The 21,739-nt window shown below is 60.2% G+C and carries 20 protein-coding genes; 18 read left to right on the forward strand and 2 right to left on the reverse strand.

The features are described from left to right. The first annotated feature begins 27 nt into the window (after positions 1–27). The 11 genes from leuS to ACTJJ7_RS07655 all read left to right on the forward strand — a co-directional run bounded on the left by leuS (position 28) and on the right by ACTJJ7_RS07655 (position 12,350). The gene (gene leuS / locus ACTJJ7_RS07605; RefSeq protein WP_440966386.1) at positions 28–2,658 is read left to right on the forward strand and encodes a leucine--tRNA ligase; all 2,631 of its coding nucleotides are present in this window, start codon (positions 28–30) and stop codon (positions 2,656–2,658) included. Continuing rightward, complete coding sequence (lptE, locus tag ACTJJ7_RS07610; RefSeq protein WP_105734291.1) at positions 2,645–3,226, forward strand: LPS assembly lipoprotein LptE; 582 nt, start codon at positions 2,645–2,647, stop codon at positions 3,224–3,226. The genes leuS and lptE overlap by 14 nt, the downstream gene beginning before the upstream one ends. Positions 3,227–3,247: 21 nt before the next feature. Further along, a complete protein-coding gene (locus ACTJJ7_RS07615) occupies positions 3,248–4,408 on the forward strand; it encodes an AAA family ATPase (protein WP_440966389.1) in 1,161 nt (386 codons plus the stop codon). A 149-nt stretch (positions 4,409–4,557) separates the two neighbouring features. Next, entirely contained in the window at positions 4,558–5,565 is a 1,008-nt protein-coding gene (gene tauA, locus ACTJJ7_RS07620) for a taurine ABC transporter substrate-binding protein (protein ID WP_440966391.1), read from the forward strand. Between the two features lie 111 nt (positions 5,566–5,676). Continuing rightward, a complete protein-coding gene (locus ACTJJ7_RS07625) occupies positions 5,677–6,450 on the forward strand; it encodes a taurine ABC transporter ATP-binding protein (protein ID WP_440966393.1) in 774 nt (257 codons plus the stop codon). Next, a complete protein-coding gene (locus ACTJJ7_RS07630; RefSeq protein ID WP_440966395.1) occupies positions 6,447–7,298 on the forward strand; it encodes an ABC transporter permease subunit in 852 nt (283 codons plus the stop codon). The genes ACTJJ7_RS07625 and ACTJJ7_RS07630 overlap by 4 nt, the downstream gene beginning before the upstream one ends. A gap of 220 nt (positions 7,299–7,518) precedes the next feature. Then, entirely contained in the window at positions 7,519–8,475 is a 957-nt protein-coding gene (locus ACTJJ7_RS07635) for a sulfonate ABC transporter substrate-binding protein (protein ID WP_440966397.1), read from the forward strand. A 58-nt stretch (positions 8,476–8,533) separates the two neighbouring features. Next, the gene (gene ssuD, locus ACTJJ7_RS07640) at positions 8,534–9,703 is read left to right on the forward strand and encodes an FMNH2-dependent alkanesulfonate monooxygenase (RefSeq protein WP_440966399.1); all 1,170 of its coding nucleotides are present in this window, start codon (positions 8,534–8,536) and stop codon (positions 9,701–9,703) included. Beyond that, positions 9,700–10,479, forward strand: a complete 780-nt coding sequence (locus ACTJJ7_RS07645) for an ABC transporter permease subunit (RefSeq protein WP_105734298.1) — start codon at positions 9,700–9,702, stop codon at positions 10,477–10,479. Before ssuD ends, ACTJJ7_RS07645 begins: the two co-directional genes overlap by 4 nt. A gap of 9 nt (positions 10,480–10,488) precedes the next feature. Beyond that, positions 10,489–11,289 carry an ATP-binding cassette domain-containing protein gene (locus tag ACTJJ7_RS07650; RefSeq protein ID WP_440966401.1) on the forward strand — a complete coding sequence of 267 codons (801 nt, stop codon included), beginning with the start codon at positions 10,489–10,491 and terminating at the stop codon, positions 11,287–11,289. 50 nt (positions 11,290–11,339) lie between these two features. Further along, a complete protein-coding gene (locus ACTJJ7_RS07655) occupies positions 11,340–12,350 on the forward strand; it encodes an isopenicillin N synthase family dioxygenase (RefSeq protein ID WP_440966403.1) in 1,011 nt (336 codons plus the stop codon). 71 nt (positions 12,351–12,421) lie between these two features. Here ACTJJ7_RS07655 and fsa read toward each other — a convergent pair whose 3' ends face one another. Next, positions 12,422–13,075 (reverse strand): fructose-6-phosphate aldolase, encoded by a 654-nt coding sequence (gene fsa / locus ACTJJ7_RS07660; RefSeq protein ID WP_105734301.1) that lies wholly within the window; start codon positions 13,073–13,075, stop codon positions 12,422–12,424. 91 nt (positions 13,076–13,166) lie between these two features. Between fsa and ACTJJ7_RS07665 the strand changes: the two genes are divergently transcribed. The 7 genes from ACTJJ7_RS07665 to ACTJJ7_RS07695 all read left to right on the forward strand — a co-directional run bounded on the left by ACTJJ7_RS07665 (position 13,167) and on the right by ACTJJ7_RS07695 (position 21,112). Continuing rightward, positions 13,167–15,350 (forward strand): primosomal protein N', encoded by a 2,184-nt coding sequence (locus ACTJJ7_RS07665; RefSeq protein WP_130271152.1) that lies wholly within the window; start codon positions 13,167–13,169, stop codon positions 15,348–15,350. A 42-nt stretch (positions 15,351–15,392) separates the two neighbouring features. Further along, on the forward strand, positions 15,393–15,782 hold the full coding sequence (locus ACTJJ7_RS07670) for an AGROH133_08824 family phage infection protein (RefSeq protein ID WP_105734625.1): 390 nt from the start codon (positions 15,393–15,395) through the stop codon (positions 15,780–15,782). Positions 15,783–16,026: 244 nt separating this feature from the next. Continuing rightward, positions 16,027–16,587, forward strand: coding sequence for a F0F1 ATP synthase subunit delta (locus ACTJJ7_RS07675; RefSeq protein ID WP_105734626.1), 561 nt, complete (start codon positions 16,027–16,029; stop codon positions 16,585–16,587). Next, positions 16,587–18,116: a F0F1 ATP synthase subunit alpha gene (gene atpA, locus ACTJJ7_RS07680; RefSeq protein ID WP_105734303.1), complete on the forward strand. Its 1,530-nt coding sequence runs from the start codon at positions 16,587–16,589 to the stop codon at positions 18,114–18,116. Before ACTJJ7_RS07675 ends, atpA begins: the two co-directional genes overlap by 1 nt. 19 nt (positions 18,117–18,135) lie before the next feature. Beyond that, positions 18,136–19,014 carry a F0F1 ATP synthase subunit gamma gene (locus ACTJJ7_RS07685; RefSeq protein ID WP_105734304.1) on the forward strand — a complete coding sequence of 293 codons (879 nt, stop codon included), beginning with the start codon at positions 18,136–18,138 and terminating at the stop codon, positions 19,012–19,014. Between the two features lie 18 nt (positions 19,015–19,032). Further along, the gene (atpD, locus tag ACTJJ7_RS07690) at positions 19,033–20,613 is read left to right on the forward strand and encodes a F0F1 ATP synthase subunit beta (protein ID WP_105734305.1); all 1,581 of its coding nucleotides are present in this window, start codon (positions 19,033–19,035) and stop codon (positions 20,611–20,613) included. Positions 20,614–20,704: 91 nt separating this feature from the next. After that, positions 20,705–21,112, forward strand: coding sequence for a F0F1 ATP synthase subunit epsilon (locus tag ACTJJ7_RS07695; RefSeq protein WP_105734306.1), 408 nt, complete (start codon positions 20,705–20,707; stop codon positions 21,110–21,112). 80 nt (positions 21,113–21,192) lie between these two features. Here the strand turns inward: ACTJJ7_RS07695 and ACTJJ7_RS07700 are convergent, their stop codons facing one another. Continuing rightward, positions 21,193–21,711, reverse strand: coding sequence for an RNA pyrophosphohydrolase (locus ACTJJ7_RS07700; protein ID WP_105734307.1), 519 nt, complete (start codon positions 21,709–21,711; stop codon positions 21,193–21,195). Positions 21,712–21,739 lie beyond the last annotated feature (28 nt).

Here is a 21,739-nt window from a genome sequence, read left to right on the forward strand (position 1 = left end):
ACTATCCTTTGCAAGAGAATCCCGTTCATGGCAACCGAACGATACAATCCCCGCGTAGCCGAGAAGCATTGGCAAAAGGTTTGGGACGAAGCCAAGCTCTTCGAAACCAGCAATGACGATCCGCGCGACCCTTATTACGTGCTTGAGATGTTCCCGTATCCATCGGGACGCATCCACATGGGGCATGTGCGCAACTATGCCATGGGTGACGTCGTTGCCCGCTACAAGCGCGCCAAGGGATTCAATGTTCTCCATCCGATGGGATGGGACGCCTTCGGCATGCCCGCAGAAAACGCGGCGATGCAGAACAAGGTTCATCCCAAGGAATGGACCTATCAGAACATCGCGACCATGCGCAGCCAGCTGAAGTCCATGGGGCTCTCGCTGGACTGGTCGCGTGAATTCGCCACCTGCGATGTCGAATATTACCACCGCCAGCAGATGCTGTTCCTCGATTTTGTCGAGAAGGGGCTGGTGACGCGCAAATCCTCCAAGGTCAACTGGGACCCCGAGGACATGACGGTGCTTGCCAATGAGCAGGTTATCGATGGCCGCGGATGGCGCTCCGGTGCGCTGGTGGAGCAGCGCGAACTGACGCAGTGGTTCTTCAAGATCACCGATTTCAATGAAGAGTTGCTGAGCGCCCTGGATGGTCTCGATCAGTGGCCGGACAAGGTGCGGCTGATGCAGCGCAACTGGATCGGCAAGTCCGAAGGCATGCTGATCCGATGGGCGCTGGACACCCCATCGCAGATCGGCGGCGAGACCGAGGTCGAGGTCTATACGACACGGCCCGATACACTGTTCGGTGCCTCGTTCCTGGCCATTGCTGCGGATCATCCGCTGGCGAAAAAAGCGGCGGAGAACAATCCTGCCCTGGCTGAATTCAACGATGAATGCCGCCGCGCGGGTACATCTTTGGCCGCGCTCGAAACCGCGGAGAAGCGGGGGTTCGACACGGGCCTGCGCGTCAAGCATCCTCTCGACGAGACCTGGACCCTGCCGGTCTATGTCGCCAATTTCGTGTTGATGGACTACGGCACGGGCGCGATTTTCGGCTGTCCATCCGGCGATCAGCGCGATCTGGATTTTGCCAACAAGTATGGCCTGCCTGTCGTGGCTGTTGTCATGCCGGAAGATGGCGATGCGGCCACATTCCAGATCACCGAAACCGCTTATGTCGATGACGGCGTGATGATCAATTCCCGCTTCCTCGATGGGCTGTCCCCGGCAGCGGCCTTTGACGAGGTTGCCAAGCGGCTGGAAAGCCAGTCGATCGGCGGGCGCCCGCAGGGCGAACGCAAGGTGAATTTCCGCCTGCGTGACTGGGGCATCTCGCGCCAGCGTTACTGGGGCTGTCCGATCCCGATGATCCATTGCGATGATTGCGGCGTCGTTCCGGTTCCCAAGGCCGACCTGCCGGTAAAGCTGCCGGATGACGTCGAATTCGATCGTCCCGGCAATCCGCTCGACCGGCATCCCACGTGGCGGCATGTCAATTGCCCGCAATGCGGCAAGGCTGCCCGGCGTGAAACCGACACGATGGATACATTCGTCGATTCGTCCTGGTATTTTGCCCGTTTCACCGCGCCGTGGGAGAACGAGCCGACCGATCCGAAAGTGGCCAATCACTGGCTGCCGGTCGACCAGTATATCGGTGGTATCGAGCATGCGATCCTGCATCTGCTTTATTCGCGCTTTTTCACCCGCGCGATGAAAGTTGCCGGGCATCTCGATATCAGTGAGCCGTTCAAGGGACTGTTCACCCAGGGCATGGTCGTGCACGAGACCTACCGGCTTGGCACGGGGGCCAATGGCAGCTGGGTCACGCCGGCCGAAGTGCGGCTGGAGGAAAGCGACGGCAAGCGCCGGGCGGTTCTGATTGCCACCGGTGACGAGGTTGAAATCGGCTCGATCGAGAAAATGTCGAAGTCGAAGAAGAACGTCGTCGACCCCGATGACATCATCGCGTCCTACGGCGCCGATACCGCACGCTGGTTCATGCTGTCGGATTCGCCGCCCGAGCGCGACGTGATCTGGACGGAAGCAGGAGCCGAGGGCGCGCACCGTTTTGTCCAGCGTGTCTGGCGTCTGATTTCCGAAGCAGCGCCCGTCCTGCAGGGTGCGACGGCTGCTCCTGCCTTCGACGGCGATGCGGCGGCAATTTCCAAGGCGGCCCACCGGACGGTCAAGGCCGTTGGCGAAGACATCGAGAAGCTCGCTTTCAACAAGGCTGTTGCGCGTCTCTACGAACTCGTCAATGTGCTGGCTGCTCCCTTGCAGAAGATCGCCGCAGGTGAAGCCGATGCGGCAACCATCGCTGCCTGCCGGGAAGCAACGGATATGCTGATTGCCATGATCGCGCCGATGATGCCGCATCTGGCCGAGGAGTGCTGGAAGGCCCTCAATGGCAGCGGTTTCATTGCTGACAAGGCCTGGCCGCACTACAACGACGCCCTGATCGTCGAGAACACCGTCACGATGCCGGTACAGATAAACGGCAAGAAGCGGGGTGATTTGACAATTGCCCGCGATGCGGATCAATTGACGGTCGAAAAGGCCGCTCTCGAACTTGATTTTGTCAAGGTGGTGTTGAACGGTAATCCGCCGAAGAAAGTCATTATCGTACCGCAGAGGATCATCAATGTCGTTGCCTGATCGTTTCCAGCCGATGTCCGGCTCCAAGCGTTTGTTGTCCGCGTGCGTTCTCGGCATGGCTCTGATCGCTGGCGGCTGCCAGGTTCGCCCGCTCTATTCCGATCCGGGTCCGGTCGCCGGAGCAGGCGCTGGCGTAAGCGGCAGCGTGCAGTCGAAACTTGCCACCATCGCCATTGCGGAAGTGGGCACGCGCGAAGCACAGCAGGTGCGCAACAATCTGATCTTCATGTTCAATCATGGAGCCGGGCAGCCTGCGAATGCCGCCTATACGCTGCAACTCGGTGTCAGCTACCAGGATCTGTCGCTTGCACTTATCCAGAACGCAACCAACGACAAATCCGGTCAGCCGACTGCCGGTTCGATGCGCATGACAGGCAGCTATACGCTGACGCGCATTGCGGACGGCAAGGTCGTTGGCAAGGGCACCCGGCTTGTGACGGCCGACTACGATGCACCCAGACAGCGCTACGCCGTTCTGCGGGCGCAGCGCGATGCGATCAACCGGGCGGCACGGGAAGTTGCAGAGGCCTTGAATCTCAGCGTCGCACAGGACATGTCCAAGCTCTAAGGACATGACGGGGCGGTCCCCATGCGTCTGATTTCCCTCTCGGCGGCCGGTTACCGGTCGCTGCAATCGATCCGGTTGGATATGCGCCAGCTTGCCGTGTTCGTTGGCGAGAACGGTGTCGGAAAATCCAACCTTTACCGCGCCATGCAGATGATCAAGGCGGCGGCTGAGGGGACACTCTCCTATGAAATAGCCCGCGAGGGCGGCATGCAATCGGCATTGTGGACCGGCAAGCGCAAACCCGGTCCGGTGCGCATGGTCTTCAGCGCCTCTTTTGACGATGACGAGGAAGCGATTCGGACCGGGCATGCGGTGCGCACGGGATTTGCCCCGACTTACAGCATCGAGATCGGATTGCGGCCTCCGGTTGCGGCAGGCTTTGCCTTTGAACCGCAGATCAAGGAAGAAAGTCTGACAATCGATTCCGGCCGCCGGCCGGTCGAGATGATGGGCCGCAAGGGCCCGGCGGTCTTTGCCCGCGACGATAGCGGCCGGCGAATTGAGCATCCGGTGCGCCTGCTTGATTCGGAAACCGCATTGGCGGCGCTCGGCAATGCGGGACGATATCCCGAAATCGGTGATTTGCGCGCCACGATTCTGGGATGGCGGTTCTATCACGGCTTCCGCACGGACCGCGATTCGCCGGTCAGGCAGCCTGCTCTCGCAATTACCGCGCCGATGCTGGACGAAGACGGCCGGAATCTGGCTGCCGTTTTCGCCACACTGGTGCATATCCGCGGGGATACCGTTGATCTCGACCATTGCATCGCATCGGCCCTCGGAGGTGCGGCGCTTGATGTGCCGGTTCCCGGTGAAACCGCGACATTCGGCTTGCGGCTGCCGGAATTCCCGCAGCGGATGTTCCGGCCCGAAGAGCTTTCGGACGGGCAGATCCGGTTTCTTGCCCTGGCAGGCGCACTGTTGTCCTATCGCCTGCCACGGCTTATCGCGCTGAATGAGCCGGAGACCAGCCTGCACCCGTCCATGCTTCCCGCCCTGGCGGAAATGATTGCCAATGCGGCGGAACGGACGCAGGTCTGGGTGGTCACCCATTCACGTATCCTTGCCGACGAGATCGAGGCGCGGACCGGGGCGCGGGCATTGACGGTGGTGCGAGACCACGGCGCAACGGTCATCAAGGGAATGCGCCTGTCCGGCAGCTATGCCGATGATGACGATTGAACTTCGTCCGCTCCCGCTTTCTGCGTGGATGCGCTGCCGGAAGAAATAATTTTCTCCGGCGGGCGGAAACTTGGCAGATCGTAACTCTACAATTCGAGTAGAGATGACCAGAGTTGGAACAGGATTGTTTCAACAGGTCAGGATCACCGATGTTCACCCGCCGTCATTTCCTTGCTGCAACCACTGTTCTTTTCAGTCTCGGGGCGTTTGCTTCCGCCCGCGCGGACGACCTGACGATCACCATCGGCTATCAAACGGTGGTCGAGCCGTCCAAGGTGCCGCAGGCGGATGGTGCCTATGAAAAGGCCGCCTCTGCCAAAATCGACTGGCGGAAATTCGATTCCGGCGCGGACGTTATTGCCGCCGTTGCTTCGGGTTCGGTTGATATCGGCTATGTCGGGTCTAGTCCGCTCGCCGCCGCTGCCAGCCGCGAGCTGCCGATCCAGACCATTCTCGTTGTCGGTCTCATCGGCGAATCGGAAGCGCTGGTCGCCCGCAATGGCTCCAATGTCGATACCATCGCTGATCTGGCCGGAAAGAAAGTCGCCGTTCCCTTTGTGTCGACGACGCATTACAGCCTGCTTGCCGCTTTGAAGCATGAAGGCGTCGATTCAAAGTCAGTCAACATTCTCAACCTGCGTCCGCCGGAGATCGCCGCGGCCTGGGAGCGCGGGGATATCGATGCGGCCTATGTGTGGGATCCGGCGCTTGGCCAGATCAGGACCAGCGGAAAAATCATCGTGGATTCCTCGAAGGTGGCGCAGTGGGGTGCGCCGACATTTGACGCATGGATCGTCCGCACGGAATTTGCCGAAAAACATCCGGACGCCGTCCGCGATTTCGTCAAGGTGACCGGGGCGGCCTATGCCGATTATCTGGCAAAGCCGGATGCGTGGTCCGCATCGTCGCCGCAGGCCGGACAGATCAGCCGCCTGACCGGAGCAAAGGCCGATGACGTGCCGCTTCTGTTGAAGGGGTATGTTTTCCCGGCGCTGAGCGAACAGGCATCCTCCAGATTCCTCGGCGGCGATACGGTCAAGGCCATCGCGGCCACATCGCAGTTTCTGAAGGAGCAGGGAAAGATCGACGCTGTCCTTCCCGACTACTCGAAATATGCAACGGCAAAATTCGTGGAGGCGGCGCTGGCATCGAACTGAGTTCGTAACCTTGTAATGCGGGGGTGTTCATGTGTTCTTTCCGGTCTTCGGGGTTCCCTCTCCCCCGGAGGCCGGGAAGACCGTGAACGCCGCCGTTCAACCGGTGGATTTATGGCACATCTCTTTCTCGATCATGTCTCTGTGCACTATGACGGTCAGGCGCAGCCTGCAGTCACCCAGGCTAGCATTTCCGTCAGATCAGGCGATTTCGTTGTTCTGGTTGGCCGGTCCGGCTGCGGCAAGACCACCTTGCTCAACGCCGCGGCCGGATTGGTGCCGCCAACCGGAGGAGCGGTGACCGTGGATGGGAAGGCCGTCACGGCGCCCGGTGCCGATCGCGCTGTTGTCTTCCAGGACGATGCGCTGTTTCCCTGGTTGAACGTGCGGGACAATGTCAGCTTCGCCCTGACGCTGCGCGGTGTGCCTTTACGGGAAAGAGATGCTGCTGCGGTCCGCCTGCTGGAGCGCGTCAAGCTGGATGGCATCGGCGGCAAGGCGATCTGGGAATTGTCGGGCGGCATGCGCCAGCGGGTTGGTCTTGCCCGGGCGCTTGCGGCGGAACCGGATTTCCTGTTGATGGATGAGCCGCTGGGTGCGCTCGACGCCTTGACGCGCGAGCGCATGCAGACCCTGCTGCTCGATATCTGGGCCAGCAACGCCGTCGGTGTTCTCATGGTAACCCATGGCATTGACGAAGCACTGCTGCTGGCGACGCGCATCGTCGTGCTGGCGCCGGGCCCGGGCCGGGTTGTCAGGGAGATCGAGGCTGGTTTTGGCCGCCGCTATGCCGGCGGTGAGCCGGTCCGGTCGATCAAGGCTGACCCGGCATTCAATCAAGCCCGTGCCGAGCTCGAAGATTCCATTTTTGAGGGGGAGGCGGCATGACACTCTCTGTTGAGATCGGCCGCGATGTTGCCGTTGAAAACGCCGCGGAGCGGCCCGGCGGCAAAGGGGCAAAGCCTTCAGCGAAACAGCTGGCCCGCATTGCCAGTGCACTAACCATTGCCGGCCTGCTGCTTGTCTGGATTGCCGCGGCGCATTTCAAACTGGTTTCTCCGGTTTTTCTGCCCGCACCCTCGGCGGTGCTGTGGAAGTTCTATTCCGTCGCAACCAATGGCTTTGTCGACGCCACGCTGTGGCAGCACCTGCTCGCGAGCCTGCTGCGCGTGTTCGCGGCCCTGCTGCTTGCACTTATAGTCGCTGTTCCCGCTGGCATTGCCATGGGTGTCAGTGCCATCGGGCGCGGTATTTTCGATCCCGTCATCGAATTTATCCGGCCCATCCCGCCGCTGGCCTATCTGCCGCTGGTCATTATCTGGTTCGGTATAGGCGAGCCGTCAAAAATCCTGGTGATCGCCATTGCCATGCTGGCGCCGATTGCCATTTCTACCGCTGCCGGTGTGAAAGGCGCTTCGCTTGACCGGATCAATGCGGCGCGCGCCCTCGGCGCCACGCGCGCACAGGTCGTCCGCCACGTGATTCTGCCAAGTGCACTTCCCTCCATCCTGACCGGCTTGCGCATTGCGCTTGGAGCGGGATGGTCGACGCTGGTTGCGGCGGAACTGGTGGCTGCCACGCGCGGTCTCGGCTTCATGATCCAGTCGGCGGCGCAGTTCCTGGTAACGGATGTCGTCATCATGGGCATTTTCATCATCGCCATCGTCGCGTTCATTCTGGAAATCGGGATCAGGCGGCTGGAACGTATGGTGGTGCCCTGGGCCGGTCGGGAATAGATAACTCCTGTCGGCGGAAAGGTGTTGCGGGAAACCGCTTGGCCTTTGCTTTGGCTTGCGCGACGCCGAGAAAACCAATCCGCATGCAGCTCATTATACGAAATATATTTTCTCTATAGAAATAGTCGAGTTGAATAGCATTGGGGCCATTCCTGATCACGGGAGGGTCCTTGGTATAATCCTGACGACGCTCTCCCAAACCACAGAATTGCGAGAGCCCATGCCCAACCTGACGCGCAGACTATTCGGTGCCCTTGTCCTTGCAGCAACGGCCATCGCGGCGACAGCATCCCATGCCGTCGAACCGCTGCAGGAGTACAAGATCGGCTACCAGAAGACGAGCCTGCCGGTCATTGCCCAGCAACAGAAGGTGATTGAAAAGGCCCTGGAACCCAAGGGTATCAAGGTCAAATGGGTCGAGTTTACAGCCGGACCGCCCCTGGTCGAGGCGCTGAATGTCGGCAGCATCGATGCCGGATGGGTCGGCGATGCCCCGCCGATCTTCGGGCAGTCCGCGGGCTCGGCCATTGTCTATGTCGCCGCCCTGCCATCCAACGGCAAAGGCGAGGCGATTTTTGTCAAGCCGGGTTCCGCCATCCAGTCACTGGCCGATCTGAAGGGCAGGAAAGTCGGCGTCGGCAAGGGAACCAGCGCGCATAATCTGCTGGTCGCTGCGCTTGAGAAAGCCCATATCGGTTATGACGAGATTACCCCGGTTTATTTGAGCCCGGCGGATGCCGCAGCGGCCTTTGCCAGTGATAAGATCGATGCCTGGGCAGTCTGGGATCCGTTCTTTGCCATTGCCGAGACGCGCTATCAGCCGCGCATCCTCGCGCGCTCCAGCGACGTGCTCGACGTCAACACCTATTTTCTGGCCAATCGCGGCTTCGCCGCTGCGCATCCGGATGTGGTGACAACAACCATCGATGCCTTGAAGCAAGCGGCCGCATGGGCCGAGGCGAACAAGGACAAGGTGGCAGCGGCACTGCATGAGGTCACCGGCGTTCCGCTCGAGGCGCAGACCATTGCCGCCAACCGGTCGGTGTTCGGCATCTTCCCGATCACACCGGAGATCGTCGCGCATCAGCAGGAGACGGCGGACAGGTTCTTCAAGCTGAAGCTGATCCCCAAAGCCATCAGGATTTCCGATGCCGTCTGGACGGCCCCCGGCAACTGAACGGAACAACGGGAATGCGGAGATCGACCCGCACCATGGAAAGAACTGGAACCACACCATGACGCAGCCAGCAAATGCCACGCAAGCCCCGCTTGATTTCTTCTGGTTCATTCCCACCCATGGGGACGGAACCTATCTCGGTTCGGAAACACAGCAGCGGCCGCCTGAGTTTGCCTATTTCAAGGAGATTGCCCAGGCCGTCGACCGACTGGGTTTTCCCGGCGTGCTGTTGCCGACGGGCCAAAGCTGCGAGGATTCCTGGATTACCGCGACCGGTCTTGCCGCCCATACGGAACGGCTGAAGTTTCTGGTGGCGCTGCGTCCCGGCATCGTTTCTCCGGTCTTTGCCGCCCGGCAGACAGCCGCGCTCGACCGGCTCAGCAATGGGCGCCTGCTGCTCAATGTGGTGGTCGGCGGCAACCCGACGGAACTTGCAGGCGATGGCGTCTTCCTGCCGCACGATCAGCGCTACGAACAGGCAGCCGAGTTCCTGAAAATCTGGCAGGGTTTGGTGACGGGCGAGACCGTCGATTTTGAAGGCAGGCATTACCGGGTTCAGGGCGGGCGGCTCGATCTGCTGCCGGTGCAGACGCCGCCTCCGCTTTACTTTGGCGGCTCGTCCGATGCTGGTCAGGATCTGGCTGCCGAGCAGGTGGACATGTATCTCACCTGGGGCGAGCCGGTGGCGCAGGTCGCCGAGAAGATCGAGCGGGCGCGCAAGAAGGCAGCGCTCAAGGGCCGCACGCTGCGGTTCGGCATAAGGCTGCATTTCATCGTCCGCGAAACCGAAGACGAGGCCTGGGCCGCGGCGGACAGGCTGATCAGCCGTGTGACCGACGCGCAGATCGAGATCGCACAGCAGCGCTTCCTCAAGGAAATGGATTCCGTCGGCCAGCGCCGCATGGCAGAGCTGCACGGCGGACGCCGTGACAGGCTGCTTGTCGGCCCCAATCTGTGGGCGGGCGTCGGGCTGGTTCGCGGCGGGGCGGGCACCGCCCTTGTCGGCAGTCCGGAAAGCATTGCCGCACGCATCCGCGAATATCAGGACGTGGGTATCGATACGGTGATCGGTTCCGGTTATCCGCATCTTGAAGAAGCCTACCGCGTTGCCGAATTGCTGTTTCCGCAGCTGGGACTGGGCGGACGGAAGAATAGGCTCCGCCAAGAGATCGCCAACGAGTTTGCCGTTGGTTTCCACGGCGCCAAACGGCTGCAGGCGTCCTCGTGAGCAGGGCGCTTCAATCCATTGGCCGCAGCGCCATAGGCTGGCTGCTTCCGGCCCTGCTGCTTGTCGGGTGGGAGATTGCGTCGCGTGCCGGCGTCATCTCGGCCAATGTGCTGCCTGCGCCCTCTGCGGTTGGGGCGGCTTTCTGGAAACTGCTTCTGTCAGGCGAACTTTTGGAAAATATCCGCATATCGACGCTGCGTGCGTTGAGCGGCTTCGTTGTTGGCGGCGCCATCGGTTTTGGTCTTGGTCTTGCCAATGGCCTCTCTGCACTCAGCCGCGGCCTCACCGATACCACCATCCAGATGATCCGCAATATCCCGCATCTGGCCCTCATCCCGCTGGTGATCCTGTGGTTCGGCATCGACGAGGAAGCAAAACTGTTTCTGGTGGCGCTCGGTGTTTTCTTCCCGATCTACATCAATACGCTCCTCGGCATTCAGGGCGTCGATCCGCAGCTGGTCGAAATGGGCCGCATCTACGGCATGTCCCGCTCGCAATTGTTCACGCGGGTTATCCTGCCGGGCGCCCTGCCATCGATTTTCGTCGGGCTGCGCTATGCGCTGGGGATCATGTGGCTGACGCTGATCGTGGCCGAGACGATCTCCGCCTCCTCCGGCCTTGGCTATATGGCCATGCAGGCGCGGGAGTTCCTGCTGATCGACGTGGTTGTCCTGTCAATTCTCATCTATGCGCTTCTTGGAAAACTCGCCGATGCCCTGGCGCGTTCGCTTGAGCGGCTTTCCCTGCAATGGCATCCCGCCTTTCAAAACGTGTGAGGAACGACGATGACCGCAGCAACCGTCACCGCCCGCCAATCCTTTGTTGAAACCACGGCCCGCGCAACCGTAACGGCACGCAAGATTGCGTTTTCGTTCCGTAACGTTACCAAACGATTCGGCGACAAGACCGTGTTGCAGGGCATCGACCTTGACGTGCATGACGGCCAGTTCGTTGCCGTTATCGGCAAGAGCGGCTGCGGAAAGAGCACATTGCTGCGGCTTTTGGCCGGGCTCGACAGGCCGACATCCGGCGAACTCGTTCACGCCGGGGCAACCGGGGATCAGAAGCGCACGCGCATCATGTTCCAGGAGCCGCGCCTCCTGCCGTGGGCGCGGGTAGGTGCCAATGTGGATGTCGGGTTGACCGGCATCGCCAGAGGGGCCGAGGTCCGGCAGAAGAGCCTCGATATCCTTGCGGAAGTGGGACTTGCCGATCGCAGCGAAGAGTGGCCTTCAGTGCTGTCGGGCGGGCAGCGTCAGCGCGTGGCCCTGGCCCGGGCGCTGGTCGGGCATCCCCGTGTTCTGGCGTTGGATGAGCCGCTTGGGGCGCTGGATGCCCTGACCCGCATTGAAATGCAGCAATTGCTGGAACGCATCTGGCTCAACAAGAAATTCACAGCGGTGCTGGTGACGCACGATGTGGCGGAAGCCGTTGCGCTGGCGGACCGTGTTGTCGTGATCGACAGCGGCCGGATTGCACTTGATCTGGCCATTCCAGTGGAGCGGCCGCGGCGGCATGCCTCGCCGGAGCTTGCCTTTTTCGAGCGCCAGATCCTGGACCAGCTTTATCAGCAAAAAACACCTTGAAGTTGAATACACCGGGATAGACAATCCGGTTGCATACGGAGACCCTGGCTATGAGCGCCTTACCCAAAACCGATACGCTGCCGACCCTCGACTTCCGGCGGTATCACGATCCTGCGGAGCAAGAAGCGTTCTTTGAGGACTTGCGCCATGCGGCACGAACCTATGGCTTTTTCTATCTAAGCGGCCACGGCGTTTCCGAGCAGCTGCAAAGGGATATCGTTGCTGTTTCCAAGCGGTTCTTTGCCTTGCCGGAGGCGGACAAAGTCGCCGTTGACATGGCCAACTCCCCGCATTTTCGCGGCTACACCCGCGCCGGCTGGGAACGGACCAGGGGAGAGGCGGACTGGCGTGAACAATTTGACGTGGGCGCGGAGCGGGCCGTCATCCGGCAGGATGCGACAACGCCGCCGTGGTCGCGGCTGCAGGGCCCCAATCAATGGCCGGATAGCCTGCCCGGCCTCAAATCCACCGTGCTGGAATGGCAGGGCGAACTGACGCGCATTGCCATCGAGCTGCTGCAGGCCTTTGCCATTGCACTCGGGCAGGACAAGGATGTTTTCGGGCCGATCTACGAAAAGGCGCCCAACCAGCACCTGAAGATCATCCGCTATCCCGGCCGCGATGCCACCGGCAGCGATCAAGGGGTTGGTGCGCACAAAGATAGCGGCTTTCTGACCCTGCTGCTGCAGGATGTGCAGGGCGGTTTGCAGGTGGAAAAGGATGGCGGCTGGATCGATGCCACACCGGTTCCGGGAACCTTCATCATCAATATCGGTGAAATCCTGGAACTGGCGTCGAATGGCTATCTCAAGGCGACCGTGCACCGCGTCGTCTCGCCGCCGTCGGGCAAGGACAGGCTGTCGGTGGCGTTCTTCTTCGGCGCCGATCTCAATGCCAACGTGCCATTGCTGACACTGCCGGATGATCTCGCGCATGAGGCGGGCGGTGCCGATACAGACCCCGACAATCCGCTGTTCCGGGAAGTCGGGCGCAATTATCTGAAAGGCCGCCTGCGCTCGCATCCGGATGTTGCGCAGCGCCATCACGCCGATCTGCTTTGAGGCAGCCCCAAAAGCAGATCGCCCGCTGGTGTTAAGTCAGCGGGCGATTTTGTAAATATGATCCAACCGGATCAGGCGATCTTCTGACCGGTCTTGGCCCAGTCGGCGAGGAAGGTCTCGAGGCCCTTGTCGGTCAGCGGATGCTTGACCAGCGCCTTCAATGTTGCCGGCGGGATGGTGGCAACGTCAGCACCGATCAGTGCGGCTTCCTTGACGTGGTTGATCGTGCGGATTGAAGCCGCCAGGATTTCCGTCTTGTAGTCGTAATTGTCATAGATCGTGCGGATTTCGGCGATCAGGTCCATGCCGTTGATGCCGATGTCATCGATGCGGCCGATGAACGGCGAGATGAATGTCGCACCGGCCTTGGCGGCGAGCAGCGCCTGGGTGGCGGAGAAGCACAGCGTGACATTGACCATATGGCCATCGGAGGTGAGCGCCTTACAGGCCTTCAGGCCGTCGAGTGTCAACGGAACCTTGATGCAGATATTCTTGGCGATCTTGGAAAGAACCGCCGCTTCCTTCATCATCTGCTCATATTCGACAGCGGCAACCTCTGCGGAAACCGGGCCGTCAACGATGCTGCAGATTTCCTTGGTAACGTCCAGGATACTGCGACCGGATTTAAGGATCAGCGATGGGTTGGTGGTCACGCCGTCGAGCAATCCGAGATCATTCAGTTCGCGGATATCCTTAACATCGGCAGTATCGACAAAAAATTTCATTGGAGCAGTCCTCCTTAAATGGGGCTAAAGGGATGGTGTCCCGGAAAAGTGGCTTTTCTTTAAACGAAAGCCGCGCCAAGGTCACGAGGTTATGAAGCAAGATTCGCCTTCCGCGCAAAAAATTGTTCCAGTGCTCGTGCCCTTGCCGGCAGCGAAACCTTACAGCTATTCCGTGCCTGATGGAATGGATGTGAAAGCCGGCTCAATTGTTCGTGTTCCCCTTGGTCCCCGCGAGGTTGCAGGCATTGTAACCGAAGGCGCGACCGATTCGGTCGACGCGAAAAAGCTGCGGCCGATCTCGGAGCTTTTCGATTGTCCGCCGGTCGACAATGGCATGATGCGCTTCATGCGCTGGGCTGCCGATTACACGATCTCGCCGCCGGGCATGGTGGCCCGGATGATCCTGCGTGTGCCCGCAGCCTTCGATCCCGAGCCGCCGGTGCCGGGGTTGCGGTTTTCCGGCCAGCAGCCCGAACGGATGACCGGTGCGCGCTCGCGCGTGCTTGAACTGGCCGGGGATGGTCTTGCCTGGACACGCACCGGCCTTGCCCACGCGGCAGGTGTTTCGGCAACGGTGATCGATGGGCTTTCGGCGCAGGGCGTGTTCGAGGAGGTGATGATCCCGGCGCGGCCTGTCGTTGCGCCGCCGGATCCGGACTATGCGCCGGCCGAGCTCTCCGGCGACCAGGCCGATGCGGCAAGACAGCTCGTGGAGGCGGTTGCGTCGCGCGGGTTCTCCGTGTCCCTGCTGGATGGCGTGACGGGTTCGGGCAAGACGGAAGTCTATTTCGAAGCGGTGGCCACGGCAATCGAGCAGGGAAAGCAGGTGCTGATCCTTTTGCCGGAAATTGCCCTGACACAGCAGTTCCTCGAGCGTTTCCACGATCGCTTCGGCTCAAAGCCGGCGGAATGGCATTCCGATCTCGCCCCGAAGACGCGCGAGCGTGTCTGGCGGCAGGTGATGGAAGGCCAGGTGCGGGTTGTTGCGGGCGCGCGCTCGGCGCTGTTCCTGCCGTTTCAGGATCTGGGTCTGATCATTGTGGATGAGGAGCATGATCCGGCCTACAAGCAGGAGGACCGCGTTTTCTACAACGCCCGCGACATGGCGGTGGTTCGCGGCCATATCGGCGGCTTTCCCGTCATCCTGGCTTCTGCCACGCCCTCAGTCGAAAGCCAGGTCAATGCCCTGCAGGGACGCTACACCCGCATCCGTCTGACCGGCCGTTATGCGGAAGCGGCAATGCCGGACCTGAAAGCCATCGACATGCGCCGTTCGCCGCCGCGCCCCGGCGGCTTCTTGTCGCCGGCATTGGTCGAGGCGATGAACCAGACCTTGCAGCGCAAGGAACAGTCGCTGCTGTTTCTCAACCGCCGCGGTTATGCGCCCCTGACCCTGTGCCGGGTGTGCGGCCATCGTTTTCAATGTCCCTGCTGTTCCAGCTGGCTGGTCGAGCACCGGTTCCGCGGCCAGCTCGTCTGCCATCAATGCGGCCATCATGAACCGCGGCCGGAGGCCTGCCCGTCCTGTGGCACGCTGGATCACCTCGTTGCCTGCGGCCCGGGTGTCGAGCGCATAGCCGAGGAGGCGGAAAAAACCTTTCCCGATGCGCGGATCATTGTCCTGTCATCCGATCTGATGGGTGTAAAACGGTTGCGCCTGGAACTGGATGCCATTGCACGCGGCGAGGCGGATATCGTTATCGGCACGCAGCTCGTCGCCAAGGGGCACAATTTCCCCAATATGACGCTGGTGGGCGTTGTCGATGCGGATCTGGGGCTCGCCAATGGCGACCCGCGGGCGGCGGAGCGAACATTCCAGCTGCTGAGCCAGGTGACGGGCCGTGCGGGCCGCACCGGCAAGAAAAGCGTGGGCCTGCTGCAAACCTATCAGCCGGATCACCCTGTCATGCGCGCCATTGTTTCCGGCGATGCGGAGGCCTTCTATACGCGCGAAATCGAGGAGCGGGAACGATCCGGCCTGCCGCCCTATGGCAGGCTCGGCGCGCTTATTATTTCAGCGGGAACACGAGCGGAAGCGGAAAACCATGCGCGTGCATTGCGCCGTGCGGCGCCGCACTCATCCGAGATCAATGTTCTGGGTCCTGCCGAGGCGCCGCTTGCCCTTATCCGCGGGCGCCATCGTTTCCGGCTGCTGATCCATGGAACGCGCAAGGCCGATATCCAGAATTTCATTCGCGCCATTTTAAGCGCCGGACCAAAAGAGCGTGGATCAGTGCGCGTGCAGATTGATATCGACCCGCAAAGCTTTCTATAAGCAAACAGCGGAAATGGTTAACGCAGCGGGGACGCGAAAATGATGGAATTGTATTGGCCAGCCAGCCAGGGCGAATGGATCGCCTGGAGTTCTGCCGCCGTTACGGTTGTCTTCGGCCTGATCATGTTTTTTGCGCCCCGCATAGCCTTCCGGATTCTGCGCCTGCAAACCGTGCAGGCGCATCCCGAAGCGCTGTCGGAATCACGGGCAACCATGGCGGGCTTCTATCTGGGGCTTGGTCTTTGCGCTCTTGTCTTTGCGCAGCCCTTCCTCTGGATCGCGCTGGGCGTGTCCTGGGGATTCACGGTTTTCGGCCGTCTGATCTCGATGATGTCGGACCGCGGCAATACGCTTTACAACTGGATTTCCGTTCTTATCGAGCTGGCGCTGGCAGCCGGTCCCTTGCTTTTCGCCTTCGGCTTTATCACCTAGTTCGCGCGCTTAATAGTTGAGTGGCCTATTCATAAAATTGCGGCTGCGGCAATTCTGACGCCAGTTTTCGCGGATTCGCGTGTTGCGACTCCTGCTTCTCTATGCTAGACGGCATTCAAATCTCGTCGGGGGCAGTTTCAGGGTTGTTTCCAGGGCGATAAAAAAATCAATAATGCCAAAGATTTGACCGAAAATTCCTTTTGGTTTCCCGATTTTTGGCTTCAACGCAGAGAGCTTGTCGTTCGTGGCAGAAACTTCGTCGCTCATATCCGGTGTTGCCCAGCGTTATGCGGGTTCGCTGTTCGACCTCGCGCTGGAAGCAAAATCAGTCGCTGATGTAGAAAAGAATCTGGGCCAGTTTGAGGCTCTCGTCAATGGCAGCGCCGATTTGAGGCGTCTGATCGAGAGCCCGGTTTTCTCCGCGGAAGATCAGGTCAAGGCCATTTCGGCGATTCTCGCCAAGGCCAAGATCGGCGGCCTCGTCGCCAACTTCCTGCGCGTCGTGGCAACGAACCGCCGTCTGTTCGCGGTGCCTTCCATGATCCAGGCATTCCGCAACATCGCTGCCGAGAATCGCGGCGAAGTTTCGGCCGATGTTACTTCTGCGCATGCCCTGACGGCAGCGCAGCAAACTGAATTGAAGGCCACGCTGAAAAGCGTCGCCGGCAAGGACGTGACAATCAATGTCACTGTTGATCCGTCGATCCTTGGTGGTCTCATCGTCAAGTTGGGGTCCCGCCAGATCGACACTTCACTTCGCACAAAACTTTCTTCGCTTAAGCTTGCACTGAAAGAGGTCGGCTGATGGACATCCGCGCCGCGGAAATTTCCGCAATCCTGAAAGAGCAAATCAAGAATTTCGGCAAGGAGGCAGAAGTCTCCGAAGTCGGTCAGGTTCTGTCCGTCGGTGACGGTATTGCTCGTGTATATGGTCTGGACAATGTTCAGGCTGGTGAAATGGTCGAGTTCCCGGACGGTACCCGTGGCATGGCCCTGAACCTGGAAAGCGACAACGTTGGTGTCGTTATTTTCGGTTCGGACCGTGACATCAAGGAAGGCGACATCGTCAAGCGCACAGGCGCTATCGTTGACGTTCCTGTCGGCAAGGAATTGCTCGGCCGCGTCGTTGACGCTCTCGGCAATCCGATTGACGGCAAGGGCCCGATCAAGGCGAAGCAGCGTTCGCGCGTTGACGTCAAGGCGCCCGGCATCATCCCGCGCAAGTCGGTGCATGAGCCGATGTCGACAGGCCTCAAGGCCATCGATGCCCTGATCCCGGTTGGCCGCGGCCAGCGCGAGCTGGTGATCGGCGATCGTCAGACCGGCAAGACCGCGATCATTCTCGACACGTTCCTCAACCAGAAGCCTGCACACGATGCGGGCAATGAAAAGGATCGTCTGTATTGCGTTTACGTTGCTATCGGTCAGAAGCGTTCGACCGTTGCACAGTTCGTGAAGATCCTTGAAGAGCGCGGCGCGCTTGAATATTCGATCGTTGTTGCTGCCACCGCTTCCGATCCCGCACCGATGCAGTATCTTGCACCGTTTGCCGGTTGCGCGATGGGTGAATATTTCCGCGACAACGGCATGCACGCGCTGATCGGTTATGACGATCTGTCCAAGCAGGCTGTGGCTTACCGCCAGATGTCGCTGCTGCTGCGCCGCCCGCCAGGCCGCGAAGCTTATCCCGGCGACGTTTTCTACCTGCACTCCCGCCTTCTCGAGCGTTCGGCCAAGCTGAACGACGAAAACGGCGCTGGCTCGCTGACCGCATTGCCGGTCATCGAAACCCAGGCAAACGACGTTTCCGCCTATATTCCGACCAACGTGATTTCGATCACCGACGGCCAGATCTTCCTCGAAACCAACCTGTTCTATCAGGGTATCCGTCCGGCTGTTAACGTCGGTCTGTCGGTGTCCCGCGTTGGTTCGTCCGCGCAGATCAAGGCGATGAAGCAGGTTGCCGGTTCGATCAAGGGCGAGCTGTCGCAGTACCGCGAAATGGCGGCTTTTGCGCAGTTCGGTTCCGATCTCGATGCGTCGACACAGCGCCTTCTCAACCGCGGTGCACGTCTGACTGAACTTCTGAAGCAGCCGCAGTTCTCGCCGCTGAAGACCGAAGAGCAGGTCGCCGTGATTTTCGCTGGCGTCAATGGTTATCTCGACAAGCTTGCGGTCAATCAGGTTGGCAAGTTCGAACAGGGTCTGCTGACCTGGATGCGCACCGAGAACAAGGATGTTCTCGATGTCATCGCCAAGGAAAAGCAGATCAGCGACGATACCAAGGGCAAGCTGAAAGCTGCAATTGACGCTTTCGCCAAGTCTTTCGCATAACCACTGACGGGATGAACGGATGCCTTCGTTAAAGGATCTGAGAAACCGGATCGCCTCGGTTAAGGCGACGCAGAAGATCACCAAAGCGATGCAGATGGTCGCTGCGGCGAAGCTGCGTCGCGCGCAGGAAGCTGCGGAAGCCGCGCGTCCCTACTCGCAGCGCATGGCTGCGGTACTGGCCAACATCGCCGCCAATGTGGATGGCGATGATGCGCCCGTGCTGATGAGCGGAACCGGCAAGGACGATGTGCATCTGCTCATCGTCTGCACGTCCGAGCGCGGCCTTTGCGGTGGTTTCAATTCGCAGATCGCCCGCCTGGCCCGCGAACATGCGCGCCGCCTGCTGGCGGACGGCAAGACAGTGAAGATCATTACTGTCGGCAAGAAGGGTGCGGATATCCTGCGCCGCGATCTTGGCAAGCACATCATCGAGCATGTTGACCTGCGTGAAGTCAAACAGGTCGGGTTTGTCAATGCGGACGCGATCGGCCACAGGATCATCGCCCTTTACAACGAAGGCGCGTTTGACGTCGCCACGCTGTTCTATTCGGAGTTCAAGTCGGTGATTTCGCAGATTCCGACTGCCCAGCAGCTGATTCCCGCAACCGCCATCGGCGATGCCGAACCGGAAACGGCCGGCGATGCGGTTTATGAATATGAGCCGGATCCGGCATCCATTCTTGGTGACCTGATCCCGCGCAATATTTCCGTCCAGGTTTTCCGCGCTCTCCTCGAAAACGCGGCATCGGAACAGGGTGCGCGCATGTCCGCCATGGACAACGCAACCCGCAATGCCGGTGACATGATCAACAAGCTGACAATGTCGTACAACCGCCAGCGTCAGGCTCAGATCACCAAAGAACTGATCGAAATCATTTCGGGCGCGGAAGCGCTCTAATCGCGAAGGTAAGGATCGATGGCAAAAGCAGCGACCCCGAAAACACCCGCAGCCGCCAAGGCAGCTGCACCCAAGGCAGCGGCTGCCAAAGCCGCCGCTCCGAAGGCTGAGGCAAAGGCTGCTGCTCCTGCAGCAAAGACCGCCAAGGCAGCGGCAACGCCCAAGACGACCCTGAAGGCAACCGGTGCAGCCGGTCACGTCAGCCAGGTCATCGGCGCCGTTGTCGACGTTCATTTCGAAGGCGAGCTGCCAAAGATACTGAACGCGCTGGAAACCGACAATCTTGGCAATCGCCTTGTTCTGGAAGTTGCCCAGCATCTCGGTGAAAACACTGTCCGCACGATCGCCATGGACTCGACCGAAGGTCTGGTTCGCGGTCAGCCCGTGTACGATACCGGTTCTGCGATCATGGTTCCGGTCGGCGAAGCAACGCTCGGCCGTATCATGAACGTTATCGGTGAGCCGGTTGACGAAGCAGGCCCGATCAAGACGAAGCTGACCCGCGCCATCCACCAGGAGGCTCCGGCATATGTCGAGCAGTCGACGGAAGCCCAGATCCTGGTGACCGGCATCAAGGTTATCGATCTGCTCGCGCCTTATGCACGCGGCGGCAAGATCGGCCTGTTCGGCGGTGCCGGCGTTGGCAAGACGGTTCTGATCATGGAACTGATCAACAACGTGGCCAAGGCGCACGGCGGTTACTCGGTGTTTGCCGGCGTGGGTGAACGTACCCGCGAAGGCAACGACCTCTATCACGAAATGATCGAATCCGGCGTGAACAAGGCCGGTGGCGGTGAAGGCTCCAAGGCCGCACTGGTTTACGGTCAGATGAACGAGCCACCAGGTGCCCGCGCCCGCGTTGCGCTTTCCGGTCTGACGGTTGCGGAGCATTTCCGCGATGAAGGCCAGGACGTTCTGTTCTTCGTGGACAACATTTTCCGCTTCACGCAGGCTGGTTCGGAACTGTCGGCTCTCTTGGGCCGTATCCCGTCCGCCGTGGGTTATCAGCCGACGCTGGCAACCGACATGGGCGCCATGCAGGAACGCATCACCACGACGCACAAGGGCTCGATCACATCCGTGCAGGCCATTTACGTGCCCGCCGACGATTTGACCGACCCTGCGCCAGCCACATCCTTCGCGCATCTGGATGCGACGACGAACCTCAACCGTGCGATCTCCGAAAAGGGTATTTATCCGGCTGTGGATCCGCTCGACTCGACATCGCGCATGCTCGATCCGCTGATCGTCGGCGACGAACACTACCAGATTGCCCGTCAGGTTCAGTCGATCCTGCAGCGCTACAAGTCCCTGCAGGACATCATCGCCATTCTCGGCATGGACGAACTGTCGGAAGAAGACAAGATCACGGTCGCCCGCGCCCGCAAGATCGAGCGCTTCCTGTCGCAGCCGTTCTTCGTTGCTGAAATCTTCACCGGTTCGCCGGGCAAGCTGGTCGATCTGGCTGACACCATCAAGGGCTTCAAGGGCCTTTGCAATGGTGACTACGATCACCTGCCGGAAGCAGCGTTCTACATGGTCGGCTCGATTGACGAGGCGATCGAAAAGGCACAGCGTCTGGCAGCGGAAGCTGCCTGATCTGGAACATAATGGCGGGCTCCGGCCCGCCCTTTCTTGTCAAGGCCATCCCTTCTATCAGGTCAATGACCGCAGGAATTGAGTGAATATCATGGCAGAAGCCTTCCATTTTGAACTCGTGTCACCAGAGCGTCTGCTCCTCTCGGAACAAGTCACCGAAGTTGTGGTTCCGGGTACGGAAGGCTACATGACCGTGATGGCCCACCACGCGCCGCTGATGGCGACCGTCAAGCCGGGCGTCGTGACGGTCAAGACGCCGGATGGCAAGCCGGACAGCTATGTCGTGTTCGGCGGTTTCGTCGATGTGACGCCGGAAGGCTGCACGCTCCTCGCGGAATCGGCGGTACACGTCACCGATATAAAGGCTGATGAACTTCAGAACCGCATCAAGGACGCCCGCGAAGATTTCGAAGACGCCACGACACGGGAACAGAAGGCCAAGGCCGAAGATCTTCTCGGCCAGCTGACGACGCTGCAGGAAGCCATCAAGGCAGCCTGACCGGCTTCAAATCATTGATACTGACGAAAGCGGGCCTTTGGTCCGCTTTTTTGTTGTTGCGTGTGCACTTGATCAGCAGATCAGCCCGCCAGATGCTTGAATGCGGCGACAACCTGCTCATAGACGTTGCGCTTGAACGGCACGATAAGGTCCGGCAGCTCGGCCATCGGCTTCCATGCCCACGCGTCGAATTCAGCGGTGTGGCCGCCGGGAGGCGGGTTGATCGCAATCTCGCTTTCATCGCCGGTAAATTCATAGGCGAACCATTTTTGCGTCTGGCCGCGATACTTTCCCTTCAGGGCAATTCCGACGAGTGCGGGCGGCAGGTCATAATTAATCCAGTTCGGCGCCTCAGCCAGCAGGGATACGGTTTTCATGCCCGTTTCCTCGTAGAGCTCGCGCCGTGCTGCGATTTGCGCATCTTCGCCCTTGTCGATGCCACCCTGGGGCATTTGCCATAGCTGGGTTGAACCCTCCATTTCATCATTGGGGATGACGATGCGATGGCCCGCCCAGACGAGTTTATCGGCGTTGAGCACCATGATGCCGACGCAGGGCCGGTAGGGGAGTGTCTCGGGGTCGACATGTTTCTTGCTCATGCGAATACTCCGCTGGATGAGGGGATGC

The organism is Phyllobacterium sp. 22229, assembly GCF_052056495.1.
Lineage (GTDB): Bacteria > Pseudomonadota > Alphaproteobacteria > Rhizobiales > Rhizobiaceae > Phyllobacterium > Phyllobacterium myrsinacearum.

Coding starts and splice junctions, on each gene's coding strand:
- ACTJJ7_RS07630 (WP_440966395.1), top strand. CDS start 6,447: ATGACACTCTCTGTTGAGATCGGCCGCGATGTTGCCGTTGAAAACGCC.
- ACTJJ7_RS07650 (WP_440966401.1), top strand. CDS start 10,489: ATGACCGCAGCAACCGTCACCGCCCGCCAATCCTTTGTTGAAACCACG.
- atpD (WP_105734305.1), top strand. CDS start 19,033: ATGGCAAAAGCAGCGACCCCGAAAACACCCGCAGCCGCCAAGGCAGCT.
- fsa (WP_105734301.1), bottom strand. CDS start 13,075: ATGAAATTTTTTGTCGATACTGCCGATGTTAAGGATATCCGCGAACTG.
- atpA (WP_105734303.1), top strand. CDS start 16,587: ATGGACATCCGCGCCGCGGAAATTTCCGCAATCCTGAAAGAGCAAATC.
- ACTJJ7_RS07625 (WP_440966393.1), top strand. CDS start 5,677: ATGGCACATCTCTTTCTCGATCATGTCTCTGTGCACTATGACGGTCAG.
- ACTJJ7_RS07670 (WP_105734625.1), top strand. CDS start 15,393: ATGGAATTGTATTGGCCAGCCAGCCAGGGCGAATGGATCGCCTGGAGT.
- tauA (WP_440966391.1), top strand. CDS start 4,558: ATGTTCACCCGCCGTCATTTCCTTGCTGCAACCACTGTTCTTTTCAGT.
- lptE (WP_105734291.1), top strand. CDS start 2,645: ATGTCGTTGCCTGATCGTTTCCAGCCGATGTCCGGCTCCAAGCGTTTG.
- leuS (WP_440966386.1), top strand. CDS start 28: ATGGCAACCGAACGATACAATCCCCGCGTAGCCGAGAAGCATTGGCAA.
- ACTJJ7_RS07635 (WP_440966397.1), top strand. CDS start 7,519: ATGCCCAACCTGACGCGCAGACTATTCGGTGCCCTTGTCCTTGCAGCA.
- ACTJJ7_RS07695 (WP_105734306.1), top strand. CDS start 20,705: ATGGCAGAAGCCTTCCATTTTGAACTCGTGTCACCAGAGCGTCTGCTC.
- ACTJJ7_RS07700 (WP_105734307.1), bottom strand. CDS start 21,711: ATGAGCAAGAAACATGTCGACCCCGAGACACTCCCCTACCGGCCCTGC.
- ACTJJ7_RS07665 (WP_130271152.1), top strand. CDS start 13,167: ATGAAGCAAGATTCGCCTTCCGCGCAAAAAATTGTTCCAGTGCTCGTG.
- ssuD (WP_440966399.1), top strand. CDS start 8,534: ATGACGCAGCCAGCAAATGCCACGCAAGCCCCGCTTGATTTCTTCTGG.
- ACTJJ7_RS07655 (WP_440966403.1), top strand. CDS start 11,340: ATGAGCGCCTTACCCAAAACCGATACGCTGCCGACCCTCGACTTCCGG.
- ACTJJ7_RS07685 (WP_105734304.1), top strand. CDS start 18,136: ATGCCTTCGTTAAAGGATCTGAGAAACCGGATCGCCTCGGTTAAGGCG.
- ACTJJ7_RS07615 (WP_440966389.1), top strand. CDS start 3,248: ATGCGTCTGATTTCCCTCTCGGCGGCCGGTTACCGGTCGCTGCAATCG.